This is a genomic window from Nonomuraea sp. NPDC049725, assembly GCF_040674795.1.
In the GTDB taxonomy this organism is placed as follows: domain Bacteria; phylum Actinomycetota; class Actinomycetes; order Streptosporangiales; family Streptosporangiaceae; genus Nonomuraea; species Nonomuraea ceibae.
Map to the genome: position 1 here is coordinate 179329 of NZ_JBFANJ010000004.1, position 20719 is coordinate 200047.

Consider the following 20719-nt stretch of genomic DNA (forward strand, 5'->3'; position numbering starts at 1 on the left):
CGGGGCAGGCGGTGCGCCATGAGAGTCGTGGTGGTGGGTGCGACGGGCAACGTCGGCACGAGCGTGATCCGGGCCCTGGAAGCCGACGAGAGCGTGACGTCCATCGTCGGCGTCGCCCGCAGGCTGCCCGGCTGGCGTCCCGGCCGCACCGAATGGGTCAAGGCGGACGTCGTCACCAGCGATCTCGCGCAGATCTTCGACGGCGCCGCCGCGGTCGTGCACCTGGCCTGGCTGTTCCAGCCGACCCGCGACGCCACCGCGACCTGGCGGGCCAACGTGCTCGGCAGCATGCGGGTCTTCCAGGCCGTCGCCCAGGCGGGCGTGCCCGCGCTGGTCCACGCCTCCTCCGTCGGCGCGTACTCGCCCGGCCCGAAGGAGGTGCGGGTCGACGAGACCTGGCCCACCCACGGCTACCCGGGGGCCGCGTACGGGCGCGAGAAGGCGTACGTGGAGCGGGTGCTGGACGTGTTCGAGCACGACAACCCGGGCGTCCGGGTGGTGCGGATGCGGCCGGGCTTCATCTTCCAGCGGCAGGCGGCGACCGAGCAGCGCAGGCTGTTCGCCGGGCCGCTGCTGCCGCGCAGGCTGGTCAGGGCGGGCCGGATCCCGTTCGTGCCCGACATCCCCGGGCTCAAGATGCAGATTCTGCACGCTGACGACGCCGCCGAGGCCTACCGCCTGGCCGTCACCAAGCCCGTTACCGGCGCGTTCAACCTGGCCGCCGAGCCGGTGCTCGGCCCGGCCGAGCTCGCCGAGCTGCTCGGCGCCAGGACCGTGCCGATCCCGGCCGGGGTCGCGCGGGCCGCCGTCGCCGCCGGCTGGCACCTGCGGCTCATCCCCGCCGCGCCCGGCCTGCTGGAGCTGGCGCTGCGCATCCCGCTGATGAACGTGGACCGCGCCCGCCACGTGCTCGGGTGGACGCCCAGGCACTCGGCGCCCGACGCGATCAAGGCGCTGCTGGAGGGCCTGCACGACGGCGCCGGCATGGACACCGCGCCGCTCGCCCCCGACAGCGCGCCGAGGCGGCTGCGCGAGTTCGCCACCGGGATCGGCGGGCGGTCGAAGGTGTGAAGCCCGGCTGTCAGGGCAGTGGGGAAACCCTGTGAGGTCCAGCAGCGCGGCCCGCCGACGACGAGGAACAGCGCGAGGAAAGCTGCCATGCGCACGCTCATGACCCAGCCCTTCACCCGCCGGGAGGTCACCCGGATCCGTCAGGCCGTCGCCCGGCACGCGTCCGGGGCCGGACTGGCCGGCCCGAGGCTCGAGGACTTCGTCCTCGCCGTGCACGAGAGCGTCATCAACGTCGTGACGCACGCCGGCGGGCACGGCACGCTCAAGCTGTGGACGGCCGACGGCGTCCTGCGCGCCGAGACCGCCGACCGGGGCTCCGGCATCCCCCACGACTACGTCGAGAACCGTCAGCGTCCGCCCGACACCTCGGCCGGCGGCCGGGGCATCTTCCTGATCAAGCGGCTGTGCGACGACGCCGACTTCCACACCGGCCCCGACGGGACCGTCGTGGAGCTCGCCATGCGCCTGCCCCGGCGCCCGTGCGCGTCCCGTCCCCGGATGCGGCGCATCCGCGTCGCCACGGGGTGCCCCCACCGCATGCGCTTCACCGCCTGACCCCGTACCGCCTGACACGGCCGGGACCCCGGGCTCCCCGGAAGGTAGGCTGCCAAGCAGGTGGCCCGAGCTCGTAAGGGGATGGTGTCGTGACCGGTGGAGTGAGCACTGCCCCGTCCGAGATGTCCCACCCCGTGCGGCGGATCGGGCGGCGCGAGTTCGACTTCCGGCGACAGGTGGCGATCATGGCGATCGTCAACCGCACCCCCAACTCCTTCCACGACCAGGGCCGGACCTTCGCCCTCGAACGGGCCGTCGAGGCGGCGTCGCGAGCGGTCGAGCAGGGCGCCGACTGGGTCGACATCGGCGGGTTCGCCTTCAGCGCCGCCCAGGCCGAGATCGGCGTCGAGGAGGAGATCGACCGCGTCGTGCCGGTGATCTCCGAGGTGCGGCGCGTCACCGACGCGGTGATCAGCGTCGACACCCACCGCGCGGCCGTCGCCGAGGCCGCGATCGCCGCGGGCGCCGACGTGCTCAACGACACCAACGGGCTGCGCGAGCCCGGCATCGCCGAGGTCGCCGCCCGCACCGGCGTCACCGTGGTCGTCACCCACAGCCTGGGCGGGCCGGGGCGCCGGGTGTTCAGGCCCGACTACGCCGACATCGTCGCCGACGTCACCGCCTACCTGCGCGAGCGGGTGGAGGCCGCGCTGGCGGCCGGGATCGCCCCCGACCGCATCGTCATCGACCCGGGCCACGACCTCAACAAGAACACCTACCACTCGCTGGAGCTGATGCGCCGGCTGGACGAGGTCGCCGCCGTCGGCTACCCGCTGCTGGTGGCGCTGTCCAACAAGGACTTCATCGGGGAGAGCATCGGCCGCCCGCAGGGGGAGCGGACCGAGGGCACCATCGCCGCCAACGTGATGGCGATCCTGCGCGGGGCGCGGATCGTCCGGGTGCACGACGTGCCCGCGACCGTGGCGTCCGTGCGGATGACCGAGGCGATGCTGGGCTGGCGGCCGCCCGCCGCCCCGCACCACAACCTCGCGTAGGGAGAAGGGACCAGGGGTGACCGAGCGCAAGCCGGGCGGGATGCAGTTCGAGAGCTGGGTGGACCGGCAGATCAGGGAAGCCCAGGAACGCGGCGAGTTCGACGACCTGCCGGGCGCGGGCAAGCCGCTCCCCGGGGCCGACAAGCCGTACGACGAGCACTGGTGGATCAAGTAGAAGCTGGAGAGCGAGGGGCTGTCGATGCCGCTCCCGCCGAGCCTGCAACTGCGCAAGGACGCCGAGCAGGCGCTCGCGGCCGCAGCCGAGGCCAGGTCCGAGGGGGAGGTCCGGCTGATCGTCAACGAGATCAACGACCGGATCCGCGAGGCCATCAGGACCGGGCTGTCCGGCCCGCCGCACAACCTTGTCCCGTACGACGTCGAGCGGATCGTGTCGGAGTGGCGCAGCAGGGGCTGACACATGGTTACAGGGCCCAGGCCGGGGGTTGATCCGGCGGCCTGGGCCCTGTGATCAGGGGTTAGGACAGCGGCGGGTAGGCGTTCTGCACGAGCTGGCGGAACTGGGCCGAGAACCACTGGCCGGAGATCGGCGCGTCAGCGAGCGCGCCGGACATGTTGTGACCGTTGAGGTCGTTGCCGGTGTAGGTCGGGTCGCACATCCGGTCGAACCTCTTGCCCTCGGTGTTCGGGATCTCCTTGCTGGAGCCGTCCGACTCGCCCGGAGGCTTGATCCACACGTAGGCGTCGAAGCCCGGCTCGGGGTTGGCCGTCGGCCGCATTCCGATGCCCGCGCCGCTCTGGTTGCACCAGTTGCCGGCGTGCAGGCGGCGGTCGACGCGCGACTCGTTGACGAAGGTGTCCACGTTGGTCGCGGTGCTCGGGCCGGACGGGCGGGCGCTGCCGCCCCAGCCGTTGCGCGAGGTGTCGACGAGCATGCCGAGCCCGGAGCGGAAGCCCTTGGCGATCAGGGCGTTGCGCAGGGCGGTGGCGAAGGTGTGCTCGTCGACGTAGTAGTTCCAGTCGACCCACTTGGACTGGCGGACCGTGGTGCCGTTCACCGTCGTGTTGATGGTGAAGTGCGGCTCCTTGAGCGCGGAGTAGTTGGCGGTGTTGACGATGAAGCCGTCCACGCTGTCCACGCCCGCCGCGGTGCCGGTGACGGTGCGGTGGAACAGGTCGACCGACGGCTGGAAGTTCGAGTCCCAGCCCAGCCAGGCGTGGTGGGCGGCGTCGACGTAGGTGTAGACGTTGGTGATCGCGTGCAGCTTGTCGAGCGCGTAGCGGACGCCGTCGACGTAGCCGCCGGGGCCGTTGGCCTCGCGGCAGTCGGCGAAGGTGTTGATGTTGGTCACCAGGTTGGGCAGTGAGTCGGGCTCGATGATCGTGACGATGCGCAGGTTGGCGTACTGCGGGTCGTCGAGGATGTCGGCGATCGGGTCGATGTACTCGGCCTTGTAGCGGTTGAAGCCGTTCTCGGAGATGCGCAGCTCGCCGTTGGAGGCCAGGGCGGAGCAGTCGCGGTTGGGCAGGTTGTAGACGACGACCTGGATGGTCAGCGGCGTGGCGCCGTTGGCGGCGTCCTGCCGCACGGCCTCGTCCATGTGCTCACGCAGGCCCAGGGCGTCGCCGGGGCCCTCGATGGCGGCGATGCGGTCCATCCACACGGCGGTCGAGGTGTTGGCGATGGCGGCGCCGCCCGGCTCGGCGGCGGCCTTCGTCGACCAGCTCGGGTTGACGTAGCCGGTGGCTCCGGCGTACGGGTTCTCGACGTGGACGGGGGTGGTGTCGCCGTCGTCGTCGGCCTCGGTGGCGGTGACCGTGCGGGAGGTCAGGCCGGTGGAGGCGACGGTGAACGTCCGGGTGCCGTTGACCTCGTCGGAGTCCTGGGCGGCGGCCAGGGTCACGGTCTGCGGCGTGTTCCAGTTGGCCGTGCTGAACGACAGGGAGGCGCCGGAGCTCACGGTGAGGTCGGCGTCGCCGCTGCCGGCCGTCGTGGTGACGGTGACGCCGGAGGACGGCTGGGTGGCCAGGCGGACGGTGTAGGCGCCGGTGGCGCCCTCGGGGACGGTCACGGACGTCGGGGTGACGATGAGCGACTGCTCCTGGGTGCTGTCGTCGTCGACCTCGGTGGCGTTGACCGTGGTCGAGGTGACGCCGGTGCCGCCGACGGTGAAGACCGCGGTGCCCGCCGTCGTGTCGGCGTCCTGCGCGGCGGCCAGGGTGACCGTCTGCGCGGTGTTCCAGTTCGACGGGGTGAAGGTGAGCGAGGCGCCGGAGGTGACGCTCAGGTCGGCGTCGCCGCTGGTCCGCGAGGTGCTGACGGTCACGTTCGAGGAGGGGGCGGCCGACAGCCTGGCGGTGAAGGTGGCGGTGCCGCCCTCGTTGACGGCGACGGAGCTGGCGGAGGTGACGACCGCGGGGGTCTCACCGCCGGGGCCGCCGCAGGTGGTGCCGTTCACGGTGAACGTGGTCGGGTTGGGGTTGGTGCCGGACCAGGTGCCGTTGAAGCCGATGGTGGTGCTGGCCCCGGTGGCGAGGGCGCCGTTCCACGGCATGTTCTTGGCGGTGACCCGGGTGCCCGACTGGCTGATCTCCGCGCCCCACCCGCTGGGGGTGTACTTCTGGGTGGTGGTGGGGAAGTCGAAGGCCAGCGTCCAGCCGTTGAGGGGGTCGCCCAGGTTCTTCAGCGTGAGGTTCGCGGTGAAACCTCCCTGACCAGGGCTGGATGTCCACGAGTTGGGGGTGTACACGACGTCGCAGGAGACCGCGGCGTGGGCGGCGGTCGTCTGCCCGGCGACGAGACCGGCGGCCGCGACACAGGTGGCTGTCGCGGTGACGGCCCATCTCCGAAGGCCGCGTAGGAGTTTCACGGATCATCATCTCCTGTGGTGAGTGGGAGCGCTCCCATAGTGGGCGGCCATTCACAAATGTGTACAGCGACCGGTGGCCCGCCGAGGCCCCGGCGGGCCACACGCTCGCGCGATGCCAGGCAAGCACCGTGAAACTTTCATGCCACGCAGGCAGGTGAGAGGAAATCCGGCCGTCACCCGGACGCCATTTCGTTGACATCTCCTCCTCGCCGAAGCGCACAATGCGGCATGGGAGCGCTCCCACCCCCTACTCCCATGGAGAAACCGTGAGTCACAGACCCCGCCCCTTCCTCACGCGCCTGGCCAGGCGGTTATCCGCGGCCGCGGCGCTGGTCCTGGTGGCGAGCACCACCACGGTGCTCGCCCAGACCCCCGCCAGCGCGGCCGTCGCCTGTGAGGTGACCTACACCGCCAACCAGTGGAACAGCGGCTCGAACCAGGGCGGCTTCACCGCCAGCGTGGCCATCAAGAACCTCGGCGACCCGCTCACGAACTGGACGCTGACCTTCGACTTCCCGACCACGGGACAGAAGTACGACCAGGGCTGGAGCGCCACCTGGAGCCAGTCGGGCACCCGGGTGACCGCCAAGAACATGCCGTGGAACGGCGCCCTCGCCACCGGGGCCAGCACCTCCATCGGCTTCAACGGCTCCTGGACCGGCAGCAACCCGGCCCCCACCTCGTTCGCGATCAACGGCACCACCTGCGGCGGCGAGGACGACAACGAGGCGCCCACGGTCTCCCTGACCTCGCCCACGGCCGGCCAGACGTTCACCGCCCCGGCCACCGTGCCGATCGCGGCGACCGCCGCCGACTCCGACGGCACGGTCTCCAAGGTCGACTTCTACCAGGGCTCCACCCTGCTGGGCACCGACACCAGCGCGCCCTACACCTACAACTGGCAGAACGTGGCCGCCGGCAGCTATTCGATCACCGCCAGGGCCACCGACAACGACGGCGCCACCACGAACTCCGCGCCCGTCGGCATCACCGTCGGCTCCGACAGCACGCCGGCGCTCGTCGTGAGCCCGCAGTCCGTGGCCGTACCGGAGACCGGCACCGCCACGTTCTCCGTCAAGCTCTCGCGCCAGCCGGCCGCGAGCGTGACCGTGAACACCGCGCGGGCCAGCGGTGACGCCGACCTGACCGTCAGCGCCGGCGCCAGCCGCACCTTCACCACGGCCAACTGGAACACCGCCCAGAACGTCACGCTGTCGGCCGCCGACGACGCCGACACCTCCGCCGGCACCGCGGTGTTCAGGGTGAGCGCCACCGGCTACGACCCGGTCGACGTCACCGCCACCGAGGCGGACGACGACCTGCCCGGCGGCGACAACGAGTACATCCAGCGCTTCACCGAGATGTACAACGACCTGCACGACCCCGCCAACGGCTACTTCTCGCCCGAGGGCGTGCCGTACCACTCGGTGGAGACGTTCATGGTCGAGGCGCCCGACCACGGGCACGAGACCACCTCCGAGGCCTACAGCTACTACCTGTGGCTGGAGGCGGTCTACGGCCAGGTGACCGGCGACTGGACGAAGTTCAACGACGCCTGGGAGTCGATGGAGACGTACATCATCCCGGCGACCAGGGACCAGCCGACGAACTCCTTCTACAACCCGGCCAAGCCGGCCACGTACGCGGCCGAGCACCTGGAGATCAGCAACTACCCGTCGCAGATCGACCAGGGCGTCAGCGTGGGCTCCGACCCGATCGCCAACGAGCTGCAGACCGCGTACGGCACCCGTGACGTCTACGGCATGCACTGGCTGCTCGACGTGGACAACACCTACGGCTTCGGCCGCTGCGGCGACGGCACCACCAAGCCCGCCTACATCAACACCTACCAGCGCGGCCCGGAGGAGTCGGTCTTCGAGACGATCCCGCAGCCGTCCTGCGACACGTTCGCGCACGGCGGCACCAACGGCTACCTGGACCTGTTCATCAAGGACTCCTCCTACGCCAAGCAGTGGAAGTACACCAACGCCCCGGACGCCGACGCGCGCGCGGTGCAGGTGGCGTACTGGGCGCTGACCTGGGCCAAGGCGCAGGGCAAGGCGGACCAGATCTCCGCGACCGTGGAGAAGGCCGCCAAGATGGGCGACTACCTGCGTTACGCCATGTACGACAAGTACTTCAAGCAGCCGGGCTGCACCAGCCCGTCGTGCCCGGCCGGCAGCGGCAAGAACTCCGCCAGCTACCTGCTGTCCTGGTACTACGCCTGGGGCGGCGCGACCGACTCCAACGCCGGCTGGGCCTGGCGGATCGGCTCCAGCCACAACCACTCCGGCTATCAGAACCCGTTCGCGGCCTGGGCGCTGTCGAACGTGGCCGAGCTGCGGCCGGAGAGCGCGACCGGCGCCACCGACTGGAGCACCAGCCTCACCCGGCAGCTCCAGTTCTACACCTGGCTGCAGTCGGCCGAGGGCGCCATCGCCGGCGGCGCGACCAACAGCTGGAACGGACACTACGCCACGCCTCCGGCGAACCTGCCCAAGTTCCACGGCATGGCCTACGACTGGCAGCCGGTCTACCATGACCCGCCGTCGAACCAGTGGTTCGGCTTCCAAGCGTGGACCATGGAGCGGGTGGCCGAGCTGTACAACGTCACCGGCAACGCCGACGCCAAGGCCCTGCTCGACAAGTGGGTGGCCTGGGCGCTCGACAACACCACGGTCGGCGCCGGCGGCGACTACCAGATCCCGTCCACGCTGCGCTGGACCGGCCAGCCGGCGGGCAACTTCAACGCCACGTCCGGCATGCCGCCGGCCAACCCCGGCCTGCACGTCGAGGTCGTCAACCACACCCAGGACGTCGGCGTGGCCGGCTCCTACGCCAAGGTGCTGATGTACTACGCGGCCCGGGCGAACCACGCCGAGGCCCGTGACACGGCCAAGGCGCTGCTCGACGCCGTGTGGGAGAACCGCGACGACAAGGGCGTCTCGGTCGAGGAGACCAAGACCGACTACCAGCGCATCGACGACCCGGTCCACGTGCCCGCGGGCTGGACCGGCACGATGCCGAACGGCGACCCGATCAACTCGGACTCGACGTTCCTGTCGATCAGGTCCTTCTACGAGAACGACCCCGACTGGCCCGAGGTCAAGGCCTACCTGGACGGCACCGGGCCGGCTCCCACGTTCAACTACCACCGCTTCTGGGCGCAGGTCGACGTGGCCGTCGCCCTGGCGGAGTTCGGACGGCTCTTCCCGTGAACAACCCGCTCGTGAAGAGGGTCGCCGCCGTCGCGGCGGCGGCCCTCGCCGTGCCCCTGATCGTCGCCGCGCCGCCCGCCTCCGCCGCCCCGGCGTTCGCGTACGGCGAGGCGCTGCAGAAGTCGCTCTGGTTCTACGAGGCCCAGCAGTCGGGCGAGCTGCCCGACTGGAACCGCGTCAACTGGCGCGGCGACTCGGGCCTCGACGACGGCGCGGACGTCGGCCTGGACCTCACCGGTGGCTGGTACGACGCCGGCGACCACGTGAAGTTCGGCTTCCCGATGGCGTTCTCCGCCACCATGCTGGCCTGGGGCGCGGTCGAGTACCGCGACGCCTACGCCGCCTCCGGCCAGCTCACCCATCTGCTCAACAACCTCAGGTTCGTCAACGACTACTTCGTCAAGGCGCACCCGTCGCCCAACACGCTCTACGGCCAGGTCGGCCACGGCGGCAGGGACCACGCCTGGTGGGGCCCGGCCGAGGCCATGGCGATGGACCGGCCGGCGTACAAGATCGACGCGTCGTGCGGCGGGTCGGACCTGGCGGGCGAGACGGCGGCGGCGATGGCCGCCTCCTCGATCGTCTTCCGGCCGACCGACCCCGCGTACGCGGACAAGCTGGTGACGCATGCCAAGCAGCTGTACTCCTTCGCCGACACGGTCAGGAAGAAGTACAGCGAGTGCATCACCGACGCCCAGGGTTACTACAACTCCTGGAGCGGGTTCACCGATGAGCTGGTCTGGGGCGCGATCTGGCTGTACAGGGCCACCGACGACCCGGCTTTCCTGACCAAGGCCGAGTCGACCTACGACAGCCTCGGCACCGAGCCCCAGACCTCCATCAAGTCGTACAAGTGGACCATCGCCTGGGACGACAAGTCCTACGGCGCCTACGTGCTGCTGCACAAGCTGACCGGCAAGCAGAAGTACCTCGACGACGCCAACCGCTGGCTCGACTGGTGGACGGTCGGCGTGAACGGCTCGAAGGTGCGCTACTCGCCCGGCGGCCAGGCGGTGCTGGACCGGTGGGGGTCGCTGCGGTACGCGGCCAACACGGCGTTCGCGGCGCTCGTGCACAGCGACTCGATCAGCGACGCCACGCGCAAGGCCCGCTACCACGACTTCGCGGTGCGGCAGATCAACTACGCGCTCGGCGACAACCCACGCAACTCCTCGTACGTGGTCGGTTTCGGCACCAACCCGCCGAAGGCGCCGCACCACCGGACCGCGCACGGCTCGTGGACGGACCAGATATCCACACCTGTGGAAAGCCGTCACACGCTGTACGGCGCGCTCGTCGGCGGGCCGCCCGACCCGGACGACGCCTACACCGACAAGCGGGACGACTACGTGATGAACGAGGTCGCCACCGACTACAACGCGGGCTTCACCAGCGCGCTCGCCCGGCTCTACAAGGAGTACGGCGGCGCGCCGGCGGCGGGCTTCCCGGTCGCCGAGACGCCCGACGGGCCGGAGATCTTCGTGGAGGCCGGGGTCAACGCCTCCGGCACGAACTTCACCGAGATCAAGGCCATCGTGCGCAACCAGTCGGGCTGGCCCGCCCGGGTGCTGTCCGACGGGTCGTTCCGCTACTACTTCACGCTCGACGGGTCGACCACCGCGTCGCAGATCACGGTGTCGTCGGCGTACACCCAGTGCGCGGCGCCGACCCTGCACGCGGCGGGCGGCAGCACCTACTACGCGGCCATCGACTGCTCCGGGCAGGACATCGCGCCCGCCGGGCAGTCGCAGCACCGCCGTGAGGTGCAGTTCCGCATCGCCAGCGCGGGCACCTGGGACCCGGCCAACGACTGGTCGTACCGGGGCATCCCGACCACGCCGGGCACGACGCCGGCCCGTACCTCCAACATCACGCTCTACAGCGGCGCCACCAAGATCTGGGGCAACCCGCCGGGACCCGAGGAGGAGGACGACACCCCGCCCGGCACCCCGGGCAAGCCGGCGGTCTCCGCGATCACCGGCTCCACGGCCAGGCTGTCGTGGACCGCGGCCACCGACAACGTCGGCGTCAGCGGCTACGACGTCTACCTGGACGGCGAGAAGGCGGGCACCGCGCCGGGCACGACCTTCGAGCTGACCGGGCTCGACGCCGACACCGAGTACACGGTCCACGTGGTGGCCAGGGACGCCGCAGGCAACAGCTCCGAGCCGTCGGCGAGCACGTCCTTCGCCACCACCGACACGCCGCCGCCCACCGGCGGTTGCACGGCGACGTACAAGCTGGTCAACTCCTGGAGCGGCGGCTATCAGGCCGAGGTGACGGTGAAGAACGCCGGCACGTCGGCGATCGGCGGCTGGACGGTCTCCTGGGCGCAGTCCGGCACCGTCAGCCAGCTCTGGGGCGGCAAGCACAGCCAGTCCGGCGGCACGCTCACCGTCGGCAACGAGGCCTGGAACGGCGCGCTCGCTCCCGGCGGGACCGCCTCGTTCGGCTTCATCGCGTCGGGCAGCGGGGCGACCCCTGACCCGATCACCTGCACCACCGCCTGAGAACACGGGTCCCGCCCTCCCCGGTGGGGGGCGGGACCTCCCAGCGAAAGGCACCACATGAGATCCCGGCTCGCCGCGCTGGCGGCACTCCTGCTCCTCCCCGTCGTCCTGATCGCCTCTCCCGCCCACGCCGCGACCGGCCTGCACGTCAGCGGCACGAAGATCGTCGAGAAGGGCGGCCAGGAGTTCGTCATCCGTGGCACCAGCCACGCCCACACCTGGTACACCTCGCAGACCCGGGCGTTCGCCGACATCAAGTCGCTCGGCGCCAACGCCGTCCGCGTGGTGCTCAGCGGCGGGCGCTGGACCGCCAACGGCGTCGCCGACGTGGCCAACGTCGTGTCCCTGTGCAAGCAGAACAAGCTCATCTGCATCCTGGAAAATCACGACACGACGGGCTACGGCGAGCAGAGCGGCGCCGTCACCCTCGACGCCGCCGCCGACTACTGGATCAGCGTCAAGAGCGCGCTGACCGGCCAGGAAGACCACGTCATCGTCAACATCGGCAACGAGCCCGTCGGCAACAACGCCGTCACCCCCGGCTGGGCCGCCGCCACCACGGCCGCCATCCAGAAGCTGCGCGCCAACGGCTTCGACCACGCGCTCATGGTGGACGCCCCCAACTGGGGCCAGGACTGGCAGTTCACCATGCGCGACAACGCCCGGGCCGTCTTCGACAGCGACCCGGACAAGAACACGATCTTCTCCGTCCACATGTACGGCGTCTTCGACACCGCAGCGGAGATCACCTCCTACATGGACGCCTTCCGCACCGCCGGGCTGCCGCTGGTCGTCGGCGAGTTCGGGCACAACCACTCCGACGGCAACCCCGACGAGGACACGATCATGGCCCAGGCCGTCAGCCGCGGCCTCGGCTACCTCGGCTGGTCGTGGAGCGGCAACGGCGGCGGCGTCGAGTACCTCGACCAGGTGACGAACTTCGACGTCGACCAGCTCACCCCGTGGGGCCAGCGGCTGTTCAACGGCGCCGACGGCATCGCCGCCACCGCCCGCGAGGCCGCGATCTACGGCGGCGGCGGCCCGGACGACACCACCCCGCCCACCGCCCCGGGCGCCCCGGCGGCCTCCGGCATCACCACCACCGGCGCCACGCTGACCTGGACCGCCTCCACCGACAACGTGGGCGTCACCCGCTACGACGTCCACGACAGCGGCGGCGCCCTGCTCGGCAGCTCGGCCACCCCGTCGATCAGCCTGACCGGGCTCACCCCCGGCACCGGTTACACGGTGTACGTGCGGGCCAGGGACGCGGCGGGCAACCAGTCGGCGCCCTCACCCACCACCACGTTCAGCACGCTCCCCGGCGGCGGCGAGGGCGACTGCGAGGTCACCGCGACCGTCGGCAGCCAGTGGGGCAACGGGTACGTGGTCTCGCCCGTGTCGGTGACCGGCACCGGCTCCGGCTGGACCGTCACGTTCACCCTGCCCGCCGGGCACACGATCGTCGGCTCCTGGAACGCCGCCGTCACGGTCGACGGGCAGAAGGTGACGGCCAGGAACCTCGGCTACAACGCCTCGCTGCCGGCCTCGTTCGGCTTCCAGGCCAGCCGGCCCAGCGGCTCGACCAGCGTGGCCTCCGGCTACGCCTGCGCCGGCTGAACCCCCGCACCACGCCCCCTGAGGAGGTGAGGCCCGTCCCCCTGCTGTGAACCGCCCCTACGACACCATCCCGCCCGGATGGCGTGAACGCGGCCGGCCCGGAGAGTCCTCCCCCTCTCGCCGGCCGCGTTCGACCTGCCCGCTAACGCGCCTCGGTGAACCGCCGGCGTGCCGCCTCGATCACCTCGTCATCGGCGAACTCGGCGAACGCCTCCTCGTGCAGGCGCGGCGGGATGACCAGCCTGACCCGCTCCGGATAGCCGGCGCCGGGCTCCGGCACCCGCACCTCGACCGGGTCGTGCAGGCGCACGGCCAGCGGGCCCGACACGCGCACCGACATCGCCCACTCGGCGCCCGCGCCGGTGATCGCGCACATGTGGCGGGCGTAGACCCACCGCACCTCGGACACGGTGGCGGCGTTCTCCGGCGCGACGCCGAACGGCTCGACGGCGCACACGACCCGCCCCGCGTCCTCACCGAACTCGTGGCCGTGCTCGTGGTGCTCGGCCGGGGACGACTTCTCCAGGATCTCCGTCACCCGGGCGGCGAGCGGCTCCCTGAGCTGCGACGGCAGCCCCGGCCGCCACAGGTTCGCCGCCAGCGCCGCCCCGGCGACGGAGGCCACGACCACGGCGGTGACGGCGATGACCCGTCCCCGCCGCGCCCGCGGCCTCCGCACGTCTTCCAGCATCCCGATGACCTACGCGGGCGTGCAGGTCAGCGCGGGCACGGGACTCGGCACGCTGCCCGTGCCGTTGAAGCCGAACGTGGTGGAGCCGTTCGGCGCGATCTGCCCGTTGTAGGAGGCGTTCTTCACCTCGACCGACGGCGGCTGGCCGCTCAGCACGCCGTTCCAGGGCGAGCCTTCGAAGCCCTGGCCGCCGCTGAAGGTCCAGTTGACCTTCCAGCCGTTGATCGCGGTCGTGCCGGTGTTGCGGACGGTCACCTCACCCTGGAAGTGGCCGGCCCAGCCGGTGTCGGTGGCGCGCAGCGTGGCCGTGCAGCCCCCGGGAGGCGGCGGGTCGGTCGGGGTGATGGTCGGGTCGGGGCTGGGGCTGGACGTGCTGCCGCCGGGGCCGACCCCGGTGACCTCGCCGTTGCCGCCGTCGAAGGTGACGTCGGAGCAGCTGTAGAAGTTCTCGTTGCTGTCCGACCTGATCCAGTGGACGAAGATCATGTGCCGGCCGCTCTTGCCGGAGGGCAGCTGCACGTTCCAGTAGTAGTAGCTGAGCCCGCCCGGCCCGCCCGACTGCGGCGGGTTGCTGACGCTGCCGAACTGCTCCAGGTCGGACCACTTCAGCGGGGCGTTCGGGTTCCAGCCGTTCTTGGTGACGTAGTAGACGAACGAGCCCGGGTGCGCGGCCCAGTTGCTGTGCCGCATGGTGATGCTGGCGCCCGACGTCAGGTGCGTCAGCGGCCAGTCGTTGCGCACGGCGTTGTAGGCGGTGAAGTCGTACGGGCCGCCGGTGCCGGCGCTGCAGATCTGGCCGTCGGGGATGAAGCCGGTGGTCCGGCCCCCGGCGTCGGAGCGCAGCACCGCGAACCAGTTGTAGAGCGGCGTGGTGCCGCTCTGCGCGACGGCTGCCGCGCAGGCCGGGTTGTAGGGCTGGATGGCGCCGTTCTCGCGCAGGCCGTCCTGCCAGCACAGGAACGTGCGACTGCCGGGGAACATGGTGACGCCGTGCGCCTGGGCCGGGACGACCAAGGCCGCGGTGATCAAGGCCAGGGCCGCGGCGACCGCCACGGCCGCCGAACGGAAGACTCTCATGGGTGATTCCTTTGCTCGCATGACGAAGGAACCCGCCACGACCCGCCCGCCCGGCAGCACTCGCGTGGCCGCATTACAACACGTCTTCACTTCGTTCGACAACGTGGCGTGAAACTTTCAGCCGATCACCGTGCAGGTTTCCCCTGGTGCGCGCTGTGACGGCCAGGCCCGCCGCCCCCGGCCGGTTGCCGGGCGTCCGGACGCTGGCGAATCCTGCGTGCCATGAGGCGCTTATACCTGTTCGTCGGCTTCCTGCTCGCCACCTTCATCGTCGCCGTCCCGGCCGAGGCCGCGCCGGTGATCTGCGAGAAGTACGGCTCCACGAGCGTCCAGAGCGGGCGCTACATCGTCCAGAACAACGTCTGGGGCGCCGACACGGCCCAGTGCATCGACGTGGACCAGAGCGGCGGCTTCACCGTCACCCAGTCCGCGCACAACAACTCCACCAGCGGGGCCCCGGCCGGCTACCCGTCGATCTACGCGGGGTGCCACTACGCCAACTGCACCACCGGCAGCGGCCTGCCGATGCAGGCGAGCGCGAGCGGCTTCGGCAACCTGCGCTCCAGCGTGCGCATGACCTATCCGGGCAGCGGCACGTACAACGCCTCCTACGACCTGTGGTTCGATCCGACGCCGCGCACCGACGGGCAGAACACCGGCGCCGAGCTGATGATCTGGCTCAACCGGCAGGGCTCCATCCAGCCGATCGGCAACCGCGTCGGCACCGTCAACCTGGCCGGGTCCTCCTGGGAGGTCTGGTTCGGCAACATCGGCTGGAACGTCATCTCCTACGTCCGCACCTCCCCGGCGACCTCGATCGACTTCGCGATCGACACGTTCTACGCGGACGTGGTCAGCCGAGGCTACGGGCAGCGCTCCTGGTATCTGACGAGCGTCCAGGCGGGCTTCGAGCCGTGGATCGGCGGCGCGGGCCTGGCCGTGGACGACTTCTCGTTCACCACCACGGGCGGCGGCACCGACACCACCCCGCCGACCACCCCGTCGGGCCTGCGGACCGCGAACACCACCGCCACGGCCACCACCCTGTCGTGGAACGCCGCCACCGACTCGGGCGGCAGCGGCCTGGCCGGCTACGACATCCTGCGCTCGACCGGCGGCGGCGCCTACACCCAGGTCGGCACCACCGCCTCCACGTCGTTCACGAACACCGGCCTGACCCCGGCCACGACCTACAGCTACCGGGTCCGCGCCAGGGACGGCGCCGGCAACACCTCGCCGGAGTCGGCGGCGGTCACGGCCACCACTCTGCCGGGCAGCGGCGGCGGCGACTGCGAGGTCACCCCCACCACCCAGACGAGCTGGTCGACCGGTTACGTCATCCAGCCGGTGACCGTCACCAACGGCAGCTCGTCCGGCGCGAGCCGCTGGTCGGTCACGTTCACGCTGCCCGCGGGCCACGCGATCGCGGGCTCCTGGGGCGCGACGCTCACCACGAGCGGCCAGACCGTGACGGCCACCAGCCTGCCCTACAACGGCACGCTGGCGCCCGGCGCGAGCACCACGTTCGGCTTCCAGGCCACCCGCCCGGCGTCGAGCACCCAGCTCCCCTCCGGCTACACCTGCGCCTTCTAGGGCGCCCGCCGGGCGGCGGTGATCTCGTTGAGCGACACCTCCAGCGCCGACCGGCACCCCGGGGTCAGCCTCCCTTCGCGCTCGCGGTCGGTGAGCTTGCGGCGCAGGGAGGCCAGCCCGGTCTCCTCCTGGCCCGGCGTCACCAGCACGCCGCGCAGCACCTGCTTCAGGTCGAGCGCCACGTCACCGTCGGTGGCCCCGCACACGGCGGTCTCCAGTGCGCTGTGGAACCCGTCGACCGCCTGCCGCATGGTCTGCGCCTCGACCGGCGGGCTCTCGGACCCGGGGAACGGCTCGGCCTGCGGGATCGGCTCAGACTGCGTGAACAGCTCGGACTCCGGGAACGACGCCGCGGCCGTGGGCGAGGGGCCCGCCTCCGGCCCGGCCCGTTCGGCGGGGGGCTGGAACCACACGAGCACGGACATGGCCAGCGACGCGGCGACCGACATGACCGCCGCCGCGCCCACGACCGCCAGGCCCTTGCGCAGCCGCCTGGGCAGCGTGAGCGCGGCGGCCAGCGCCGTGGCCACCTCGTCGGCCGTGGGCCTGCGGGCCGGGTCCGGGTCCAGGCAGCGCTGGCAGAGCGTGGCGACCGCGTGCGGCGCCCCCGCCGGGCGCGGCGCCGGCGAGGTACGGCGCGCCGCCTCGATCTCCTCCCACGTGGTCTCCGGGTACGGGGTCCGCCCGGTGATCATGGTGAAGAGCAGCACGCCCAGCGCGTACACGTCCACGGCCGGATGCGTGGGGGCGCCGTCGAGCCGCTCCGGGGCGACGTACGGCGGGGTGCCGCGGTCGTCGTCGGGGTCGCCGGCCCAGGCCGCGATGCCGAAGTCGAGCAGCTTCGGCCCGTCGGCGGTCAGCAGCACGTTCTCGCCGGTGACGTCGCGGTGCACGAGCCCGCGCGCGTGCCCGGCGGCCAGCACGCGGGCCAGCCGCACGCCGATGGCCGCCGCGCGCGGCCACGGCAGCGGCCCGCCGGCCACCCGCTCGGCCAGCGGCGTGCCGTCGAGCAGCGGCATCACGACGTAGGCCGCGACCTCCCCGTTGGCGGTCACGGCCTCCCCGTAGTCGTAGATCTCGATCGCGTCCGGATGGATGAACCGGGCGGCGGCCCTGGCCTCGCTCCGCGCGCGCATCCGGTCGACAAGACCGGTCTGCAGGGACGAGGTCAGCACCTTGACGGCGACGACCCGCTGCAGCGACTGGTCGAAGGCCCGCCAGATGACGGACATGCCGCCGGTGGCCAGCGGGTCCAGCAGCAGGTACCTGCGGGCGAGGATGTCCCCGGGCTCATGCCGAGTCACGGATGACCAGTTCCGTGGGGAGGATCGGGTCGATGCCCGTCGTTCCTGACAGCAGGAGCCGGGTGGCGATGGTGGCGACCTCCTCAACGGGCTGGCGGACCGTGGTCAGCGTCGGATTGGTGTGCCTGGCGACGGGCGCGTCGTCGAACCCGATCACCGCGACGTCGGCGGGCACCCGGCGGCCGGCCCGCCGCAGCGCCTGGATCGCGCCGGCGGCCATCAGGTCGGAGGCGGCGAAGACCGCGTCCAGGCCGGGGGCGTGGCGCAGCAGCCACTGCATGGCGTGGGTGCCGGAGGCCGCGGTGAAGTCGCCGTAGGCGACGGGCACCTCGGCCATGCCGGCCTCGCGCAGGGTGCGGACGAGCCCGTCGAGCCGGTCGCGGGCGGCGGGCAGCGACGGCGGGCCGCCGATGGCCGCCACGGCGCGGCGGCCGGTGAGCAGCAGGTGCTCGGCCGCCTGCCGGCCGCCGTCCTGGTTGTCGACGTCGGCGAACGGGAGCTTGAGGTCGTGGGGCGGGCGGCCGATGTTGCGCACCGCGATGCCGGAGGTGCACAGCTTGATGGCCAGGGGATGGCGCTCACGGGCGCCGATGAGCAGCACCGCGCCGGACAGCGTGGGCAGCGTGGACGAGGCGGGGTTGACGGTCGTCACCATCAGATGGGTGCCGTGCTCGGCGACGACGGCGCCGGTGGCCGACAGGAGCCGCGCGTAGTACGGTTCGGAGAATAATCGCGGCAGATGATCGCAGACGACCGCGGTCACGCCTGTCGCGGCGGCTCTCGACACCGATCCCCTGGGGGCTCGTTGGCGCACGTAACCCATCCGGGACACCGCTTCGTAGACCTGCCTGCGGGTCGACGTGCTGACCCGGACGGAGCCGGTGAGAACTCGGGAGGCGGTTGCCGGGGAAACCCCAGCGGCCGCCGCGACCTGTGCCAAAGTGGGCTGCTCGGACATTCTCAGCACCTCGCGCCGAAGATCCCTGGGAGCGCTCCCACGTTATCAATGTTTCGCCGCCGTTAACAGGCCCTCTGTACTGGGCCATTGGCAGCGAGTAAGGAAGACGGTGAGCTCAGCGGCCGATCCCGTCGTCGAAGCGCACGGTGCCGTCACCCAGCTCGATGTCCTCCCGCTGGCCGGCCTCGTCCCGGTCCCGCTGCACCGGCGCGCAGCTGGAGCCGCAGCCGCCGAAGCGCGCGGTGTTGATCGGGTGGAACGGCGTCGCCTTGGTGCCCTTGAGCGCCGCCATCATGGTGTCCTTGAAGATCGGCCCCGGCACGCTCGCGCCGAACACGGAGCCGTAGTACTTGCCGCCGATGGTGACGCCGTTCAGCTTGTACTTCTGCGCCCCGCGCGGGTCGCCGATGCTCACCGCGCCCGCCAGGTCCGGCGTGAACCCGGCGAACCAGGCCGTCGCCTGCGCGTCGGAGGTGCCGGTCTTGCCCGCCACCGGACGGCCGATCCCGCCCACGCCCCGCATCGTGCCGTGGGTGAACACGCCCTGCAGCACGTTCGCCGCCGCGTCGGCCACCTCGGGGTCCAGCACCTGCTTGCACTTCGGGTCGTACTTCTTGACCTTGCCGTAGCGGTCGGTGATCTGCGTGATCACCATCGGCTCGCAGAACTTGCCCCGGGCGCCGATCGCCGCGTAGGCGTTGGCCACGGTGACCGGGTCCATCTCGTTCGTGCCGAGCGTGAACGTGGAGAACTCCAGCAGCGGCAGCCCGTCGGCCCGCTCGATGCCCAGCGACTTGGCGGTCTTGATCGTGTCGCAGAGGCCGACCTTCTCCTCCAGCTTCATGAAGAACGTGTTGACCGAGCCCCAGGTGCCGGTCTGCAGCGTCTTGAAGCCGCCCGAGCCCTCGTCGTTGGTGACGGTGTGCGACGGGTCGCCGATGCTCTCGCCCTTGCAGTTCTTGAACGTCGAATAGCCGGGCGCCCGGTAGCCGGCGCCCACCGAGAGGCCATCGTTGATCTTCATGCCCTCCTTGAGGGCGGTGAGCAGCGTGAACGTCTTGAACGTCGACCCCGGCTGGAAGCCCACACCGCCGCCGTGCGCCGCGTTGGCGACCACGTTGTACGACATCTCGTTCTTGCGCTTGTTGTTGCCGTACTTGCGGCTGGCCGCCATCGCCTTGATCTGGCCGGTGCCCGGCTCGACCAGCGCCTCGGAGGCCACCGGGCGGTCGGAGGCGTGCACGTGCTTCTTGATCGCGGCCTCGGCGGCCTTCTGCATCTTGGGGTCGAGCGTGGTCCGGATCGTCAGGCCGCCCCGGCTGAGCAGCTGGGCGCGCTCGGTCTTGGACTTGCCGAAGATCGGGTTGCCGAGCACCTCGGCGCGCACGTACATGCAGTAGTACGGGTACTTGCTGGTCTCGCAGCCGCCGGGCAGCGGGGTGCCCTTGTAGCCGAGCTTCTTGGCCTTGGCCTCCTCGGCCTGCTGCGGCGTGATCTTGCCGAGCTCCGCCATCCGGTTGAGCACGATGTTGCGGCGCTCCAGCAGGGCGGCGCGCTGCTTCCTGCCGAGGTTGGGGTCGGTCCTGTTGGGGTTCTGCACGGCTCCGGCCAGCGTGGCGGCCTGGGCCAGGTCCAGCTCGGAGGCCGAGACGCCGAAGAACCGCTTCGCCGCCGCCTCCACGCCGTTGGCGCTCGCGCCGAAGTAGGCGATGTTGAGGTACTTCTCCAGGATCTGGTCCTTGGTGTACTTCTCCTCGATCGCCATCGCGTAGCGCAGCTCGTTGAGCTTGCGGGCGTAGCTGGCCTCCGTGGCCGCGGCCTTCTGCTCGTCGGTGACGGCGGAGTTGACCAGCACCTGCTTGACGTACTGCTGGGTGATGCTGGAGCCGCCCTGGGCGATGCCGCCGGAGCTGAGGTTCTTGGCGAGGGCGCGGATGGTGCCCTCGATGTCGATGGCGCCGTGCTCGTAGAAGCGGAAGTCCTCGATGGAGATGATCGCGGTCTTCATCACCTCGGCCACCTGGGAGAGCGGGATGACCTCGCGGTACTCCTCGTAGAAGGTGGCGATCTCGTTGCCCTTGGCGTCCTGGACCGTGGTCTTCTCCGCCAGCGGCGGCTCCTTGAGGTCCTCGGGCTTGAGGTTGAGGTCCTCCGAGGCGCTGACGAACATCGCGCCGGCGCCGCCGATGGCCGGCAGGGCGATGGCCGCGGCCAGCACGCCCGCCGCGGCGGCGGCTCCGGTCAGACGAAGGATGCTCGTACCCCGGCTCATGGTGCAGGAACCTCCCCGATAGCCAAT

The 20719-nt window shown here is 71.2% G+C and carries 15 protein-coding genes; 9 read left to right on the forward strand and 6 right to left on the reverse strand.

Translation table 11 applies throughout. From position 1 onward, the window contains the following. Positions 1 to 18: 18 nt before the first annotated feature. From AB0J53_RS12020 to AB0J53_RS12040, 5 genes are all read left to right on the forward strand, one after another. Positions 19 to 1071 (forward strand): NAD-dependent epimerase/dehydratase family protein, encoded by a 1053-nt coding sequence (locus tag AB0J53_RS12020; RefSeq protein ID WP_219501521.1) that lies wholly within the window; start codon positions 19 to 21, stop codon positions 1069 to 1071. An 87-nt stretch (positions 1072 to 1158) separates the two neighbouring features. After that, positions 1159 to 1626, forward strand: a complete 468-nt coding sequence (locus AB0J53_RS12025) for an ATP-binding protein (RefSeq protein WP_364171289.1) — start codon at positions 1159 to 1161, stop codon at positions 1624 to 1626. Between the two features lie 101 nt (positions 1627 to 1727). After that, positions 1728 to 2621, forward strand: coding sequence for a dihydropteroate synthase (gene folP / locus AB0J53_RS12030; RefSeq protein WP_364171291.1), 894 nt, complete (start codon positions 1728 to 1730; stop codon positions 2619 to 2621). A gap of 16 nt (positions 2622 to 2637) precedes the next feature. Then, complete coding sequence (locus tag AB0J53_RS12035) at positions 2638 to 2796, forward strand: DUF1992 domain-containing protein (RefSeq protein ID WP_364171293.1); 159 nt, start codon at positions 2638 to 2640, stop codon at positions 2794 to 2796. Positions 2797 to 2820: 24 nt separating this feature from the next. Continuing rightward, positions 2821 to 3036, forward strand: coding sequence for a hypothetical protein (locus AB0J53_RS12040; RefSeq protein WP_364171295.1), 216 nt, complete (start codon positions 2821 to 2823; stop codon positions 3034 to 3036). Positions 3037 to 3097: 61 nt separating this feature from the next. Here AB0J53_RS12040 and AB0J53_RS12045 read toward each other — a convergent pair whose 3' ends face one another. Then, positions 3098 to 5449, reverse strand: coding sequence for a glycoside hydrolase family 6 protein (locus AB0J53_RS12045; protein ID WP_364171296.1), 2352 nt, complete (start codon positions 5447 to 5449; stop codon positions 3098 to 3100). Positions 5450 to 5715: 266 nt separating this feature from the next. Between AB0J53_RS12045 and AB0J53_RS12050 the strand changes: the two genes are divergently transcribed. Genes AB0J53_RS12050 through AB0J53_RS12060 form a run of 3 tightly spaced genes read left to right on the forward strand, consistent with a single transcriptional unit; the run spans position 5716 to position 12797 of the window. Beyond that, positions 5716 to 8667, forward strand: a complete 2952-nt coding sequence (locus AB0J53_RS12050; RefSeq protein ID WP_364171298.1) for a glycoside hydrolase family 48 protein — start codon at positions 5716 to 5718, stop codon at positions 8665 to 8667. An 11-nt stretch (positions 8668 to 8678) separates the two neighbouring features. Then, positions 8679 to 11177, forward strand: coding sequence for a glycoside hydrolase family 9 protein (locus AB0J53_RS12055; protein ID WP_364171300.1), 2499 nt, complete (start codon positions 8679 to 8681; stop codon positions 11175 to 11177). A 57-nt stretch (positions 11178 to 11234) separates the two neighbouring features. Beyond that, a complete protein-coding gene (locus AB0J53_RS12060; RefSeq protein ID WP_364171302.1) occupies positions 11235 to 12797 on the forward strand; it encodes a cellulase family glycosylhydrolase in 1563 nt (520 codons plus the stop codon). Positions 12798 to 12939: 142 nt separating this feature from the next. Here AB0J53_RS12060 and AB0J53_RS12065 read toward each other — a convergent pair whose 3' ends face one another. Continuing rightward, positions 12940 to 13476, reverse strand: coding sequence for a hypothetical protein (locus AB0J53_RS12065; RefSeq protein ID WP_364171304.1), 537 nt, complete (start codon positions 13474 to 13476; stop codon positions 12940 to 12942). Between the two features lie 21 nt (positions 13477 to 13497). Further along, positions 13498 to 14565 carry a lytic polysaccharide monooxygenase gene (locus AB0J53_RS12070; RefSeq protein ID WP_219501549.1) on the reverse strand — a complete coding sequence of 356 codons (1068 nt, stop codon included), beginning with the start codon at positions 14563 to 14565 and terminating at the stop codon, positions 13498 to 13500. 222 nt (positions 14566 to 14787) lie between these two features. Here AB0J53_RS12070 and AB0J53_RS12075 point away from each other — a divergent pair, with 222 nt between their 5' ends. Beyond that, positions 14788 to 16158 carry a cellulose binding domain-containing protein gene (locus AB0J53_RS12075; protein ID WP_364171307.1) on the forward strand — a complete coding sequence of 457 codons (1371 nt, stop codon included), beginning with the start codon at positions 14788 to 14790 and terminating at the stop codon, positions 16156 to 16158. On the opposite strand, the gene AB0J53_RS12080 is transcribed toward AB0J53_RS12075, so the two are convergent. The 3 genes from AB0J53_RS12080 to AB0J53_RS12090 form a co-directional block, all read right to left on the reverse strand. Further along, entirely contained in the window at positions 16155 to 17462 is a 1308-nt protein-coding gene (locus AB0J53_RS12080) for a serine/threonine-protein kinase (protein WP_364171309.1), read from the reverse strand. The genes AB0J53_RS12075 and AB0J53_RS12080 overlap by 4 nt on opposite strands. Next, on the reverse strand, positions 17449 to 18420 hold the full coding sequence (locus tag AB0J53_RS12085; RefSeq protein ID WP_219501552.1) for a LacI family DNA-binding transcriptional regulator: 972 nt from the start codon (positions 18418 to 18420) through the stop codon (positions 17449 to 17451). The genes AB0J53_RS12080 and AB0J53_RS12085 overlap by 14 nt, the downstream gene beginning before the upstream one ends. Positions 18421 to 18535: 115 nt before the next feature. Next, complete coding sequence (locus tag AB0J53_RS12090) at positions 18536 to 20692, reverse strand: transglycosylase domain-containing protein (RefSeq protein ID WP_364171311.1); 2157 nt, start codon at positions 20690 to 20692, stop codon at positions 18536 to 18538. Positions 20693 to 20719: the final 27 nt, after the last annotated feature.

Excerpts from the sequence above, each read along its gene's own strand:
- AB0J53_RS12020 (WP_219501521.1), top strand. The coding sequence starts at position 19 with ATGAGAGTCGTGGTGGTGGGTGCGACGGGCAACGTCGGCACGAGCGTG.
- AB0J53_RS12025 (WP_364171289.1), top strand. The coding sequence starts at position 1,159 with ATGCGCACGCTCATGACCCAGCCCTTCACCCGCCGGGAGGTCACCCGG.
- AB0J53_RS12040 (WP_364171295.1), top strand. The coding sequence starts at position 2,821 with ATGCCGCTCCCGCCGAGCCTGCAACTGCGCAAGGACGCCGAGCAGGCG.
- AB0J53_RS12060 (WP_364171302.1), top strand. The coding sequence starts at position 11,235 with ATGAGATCCCGGCTCGCCGCGCTGGCGGCACTCCTGCTCCTCCCCGTC.
- AB0J53_RS12070 (WP_219501549.1), bottom strand. The coding sequence starts at position 14,565 with ATGAGAGTCTTCCGTTCGGCGGCCGTGGCGGTCGCCGCGGCCCTGGCC.
- AB0J53_RS12075 (WP_364171307.1), top strand. The coding sequence starts at position 14,788 with ATGAGGCGCTTATACCTGTTCGTCGGCTTCCTGCTCGCCACCTTCATC.
- AB0J53_RS12085 (WP_219501552.1), bottom strand. The coding sequence starts at position 18,420 with ATGTCCGAGCAGCCCACTTTGGCACAGGTCGCGGCGGCCGCTGGGGTT.
- AB0J53_RS12090 (WP_364171311.1), bottom strand. The coding sequence starts at position 20,692 with ATGAGCCGGGGTACGAGCATCCTTCGTCTGACCGGAGCCGCCGCCGCG.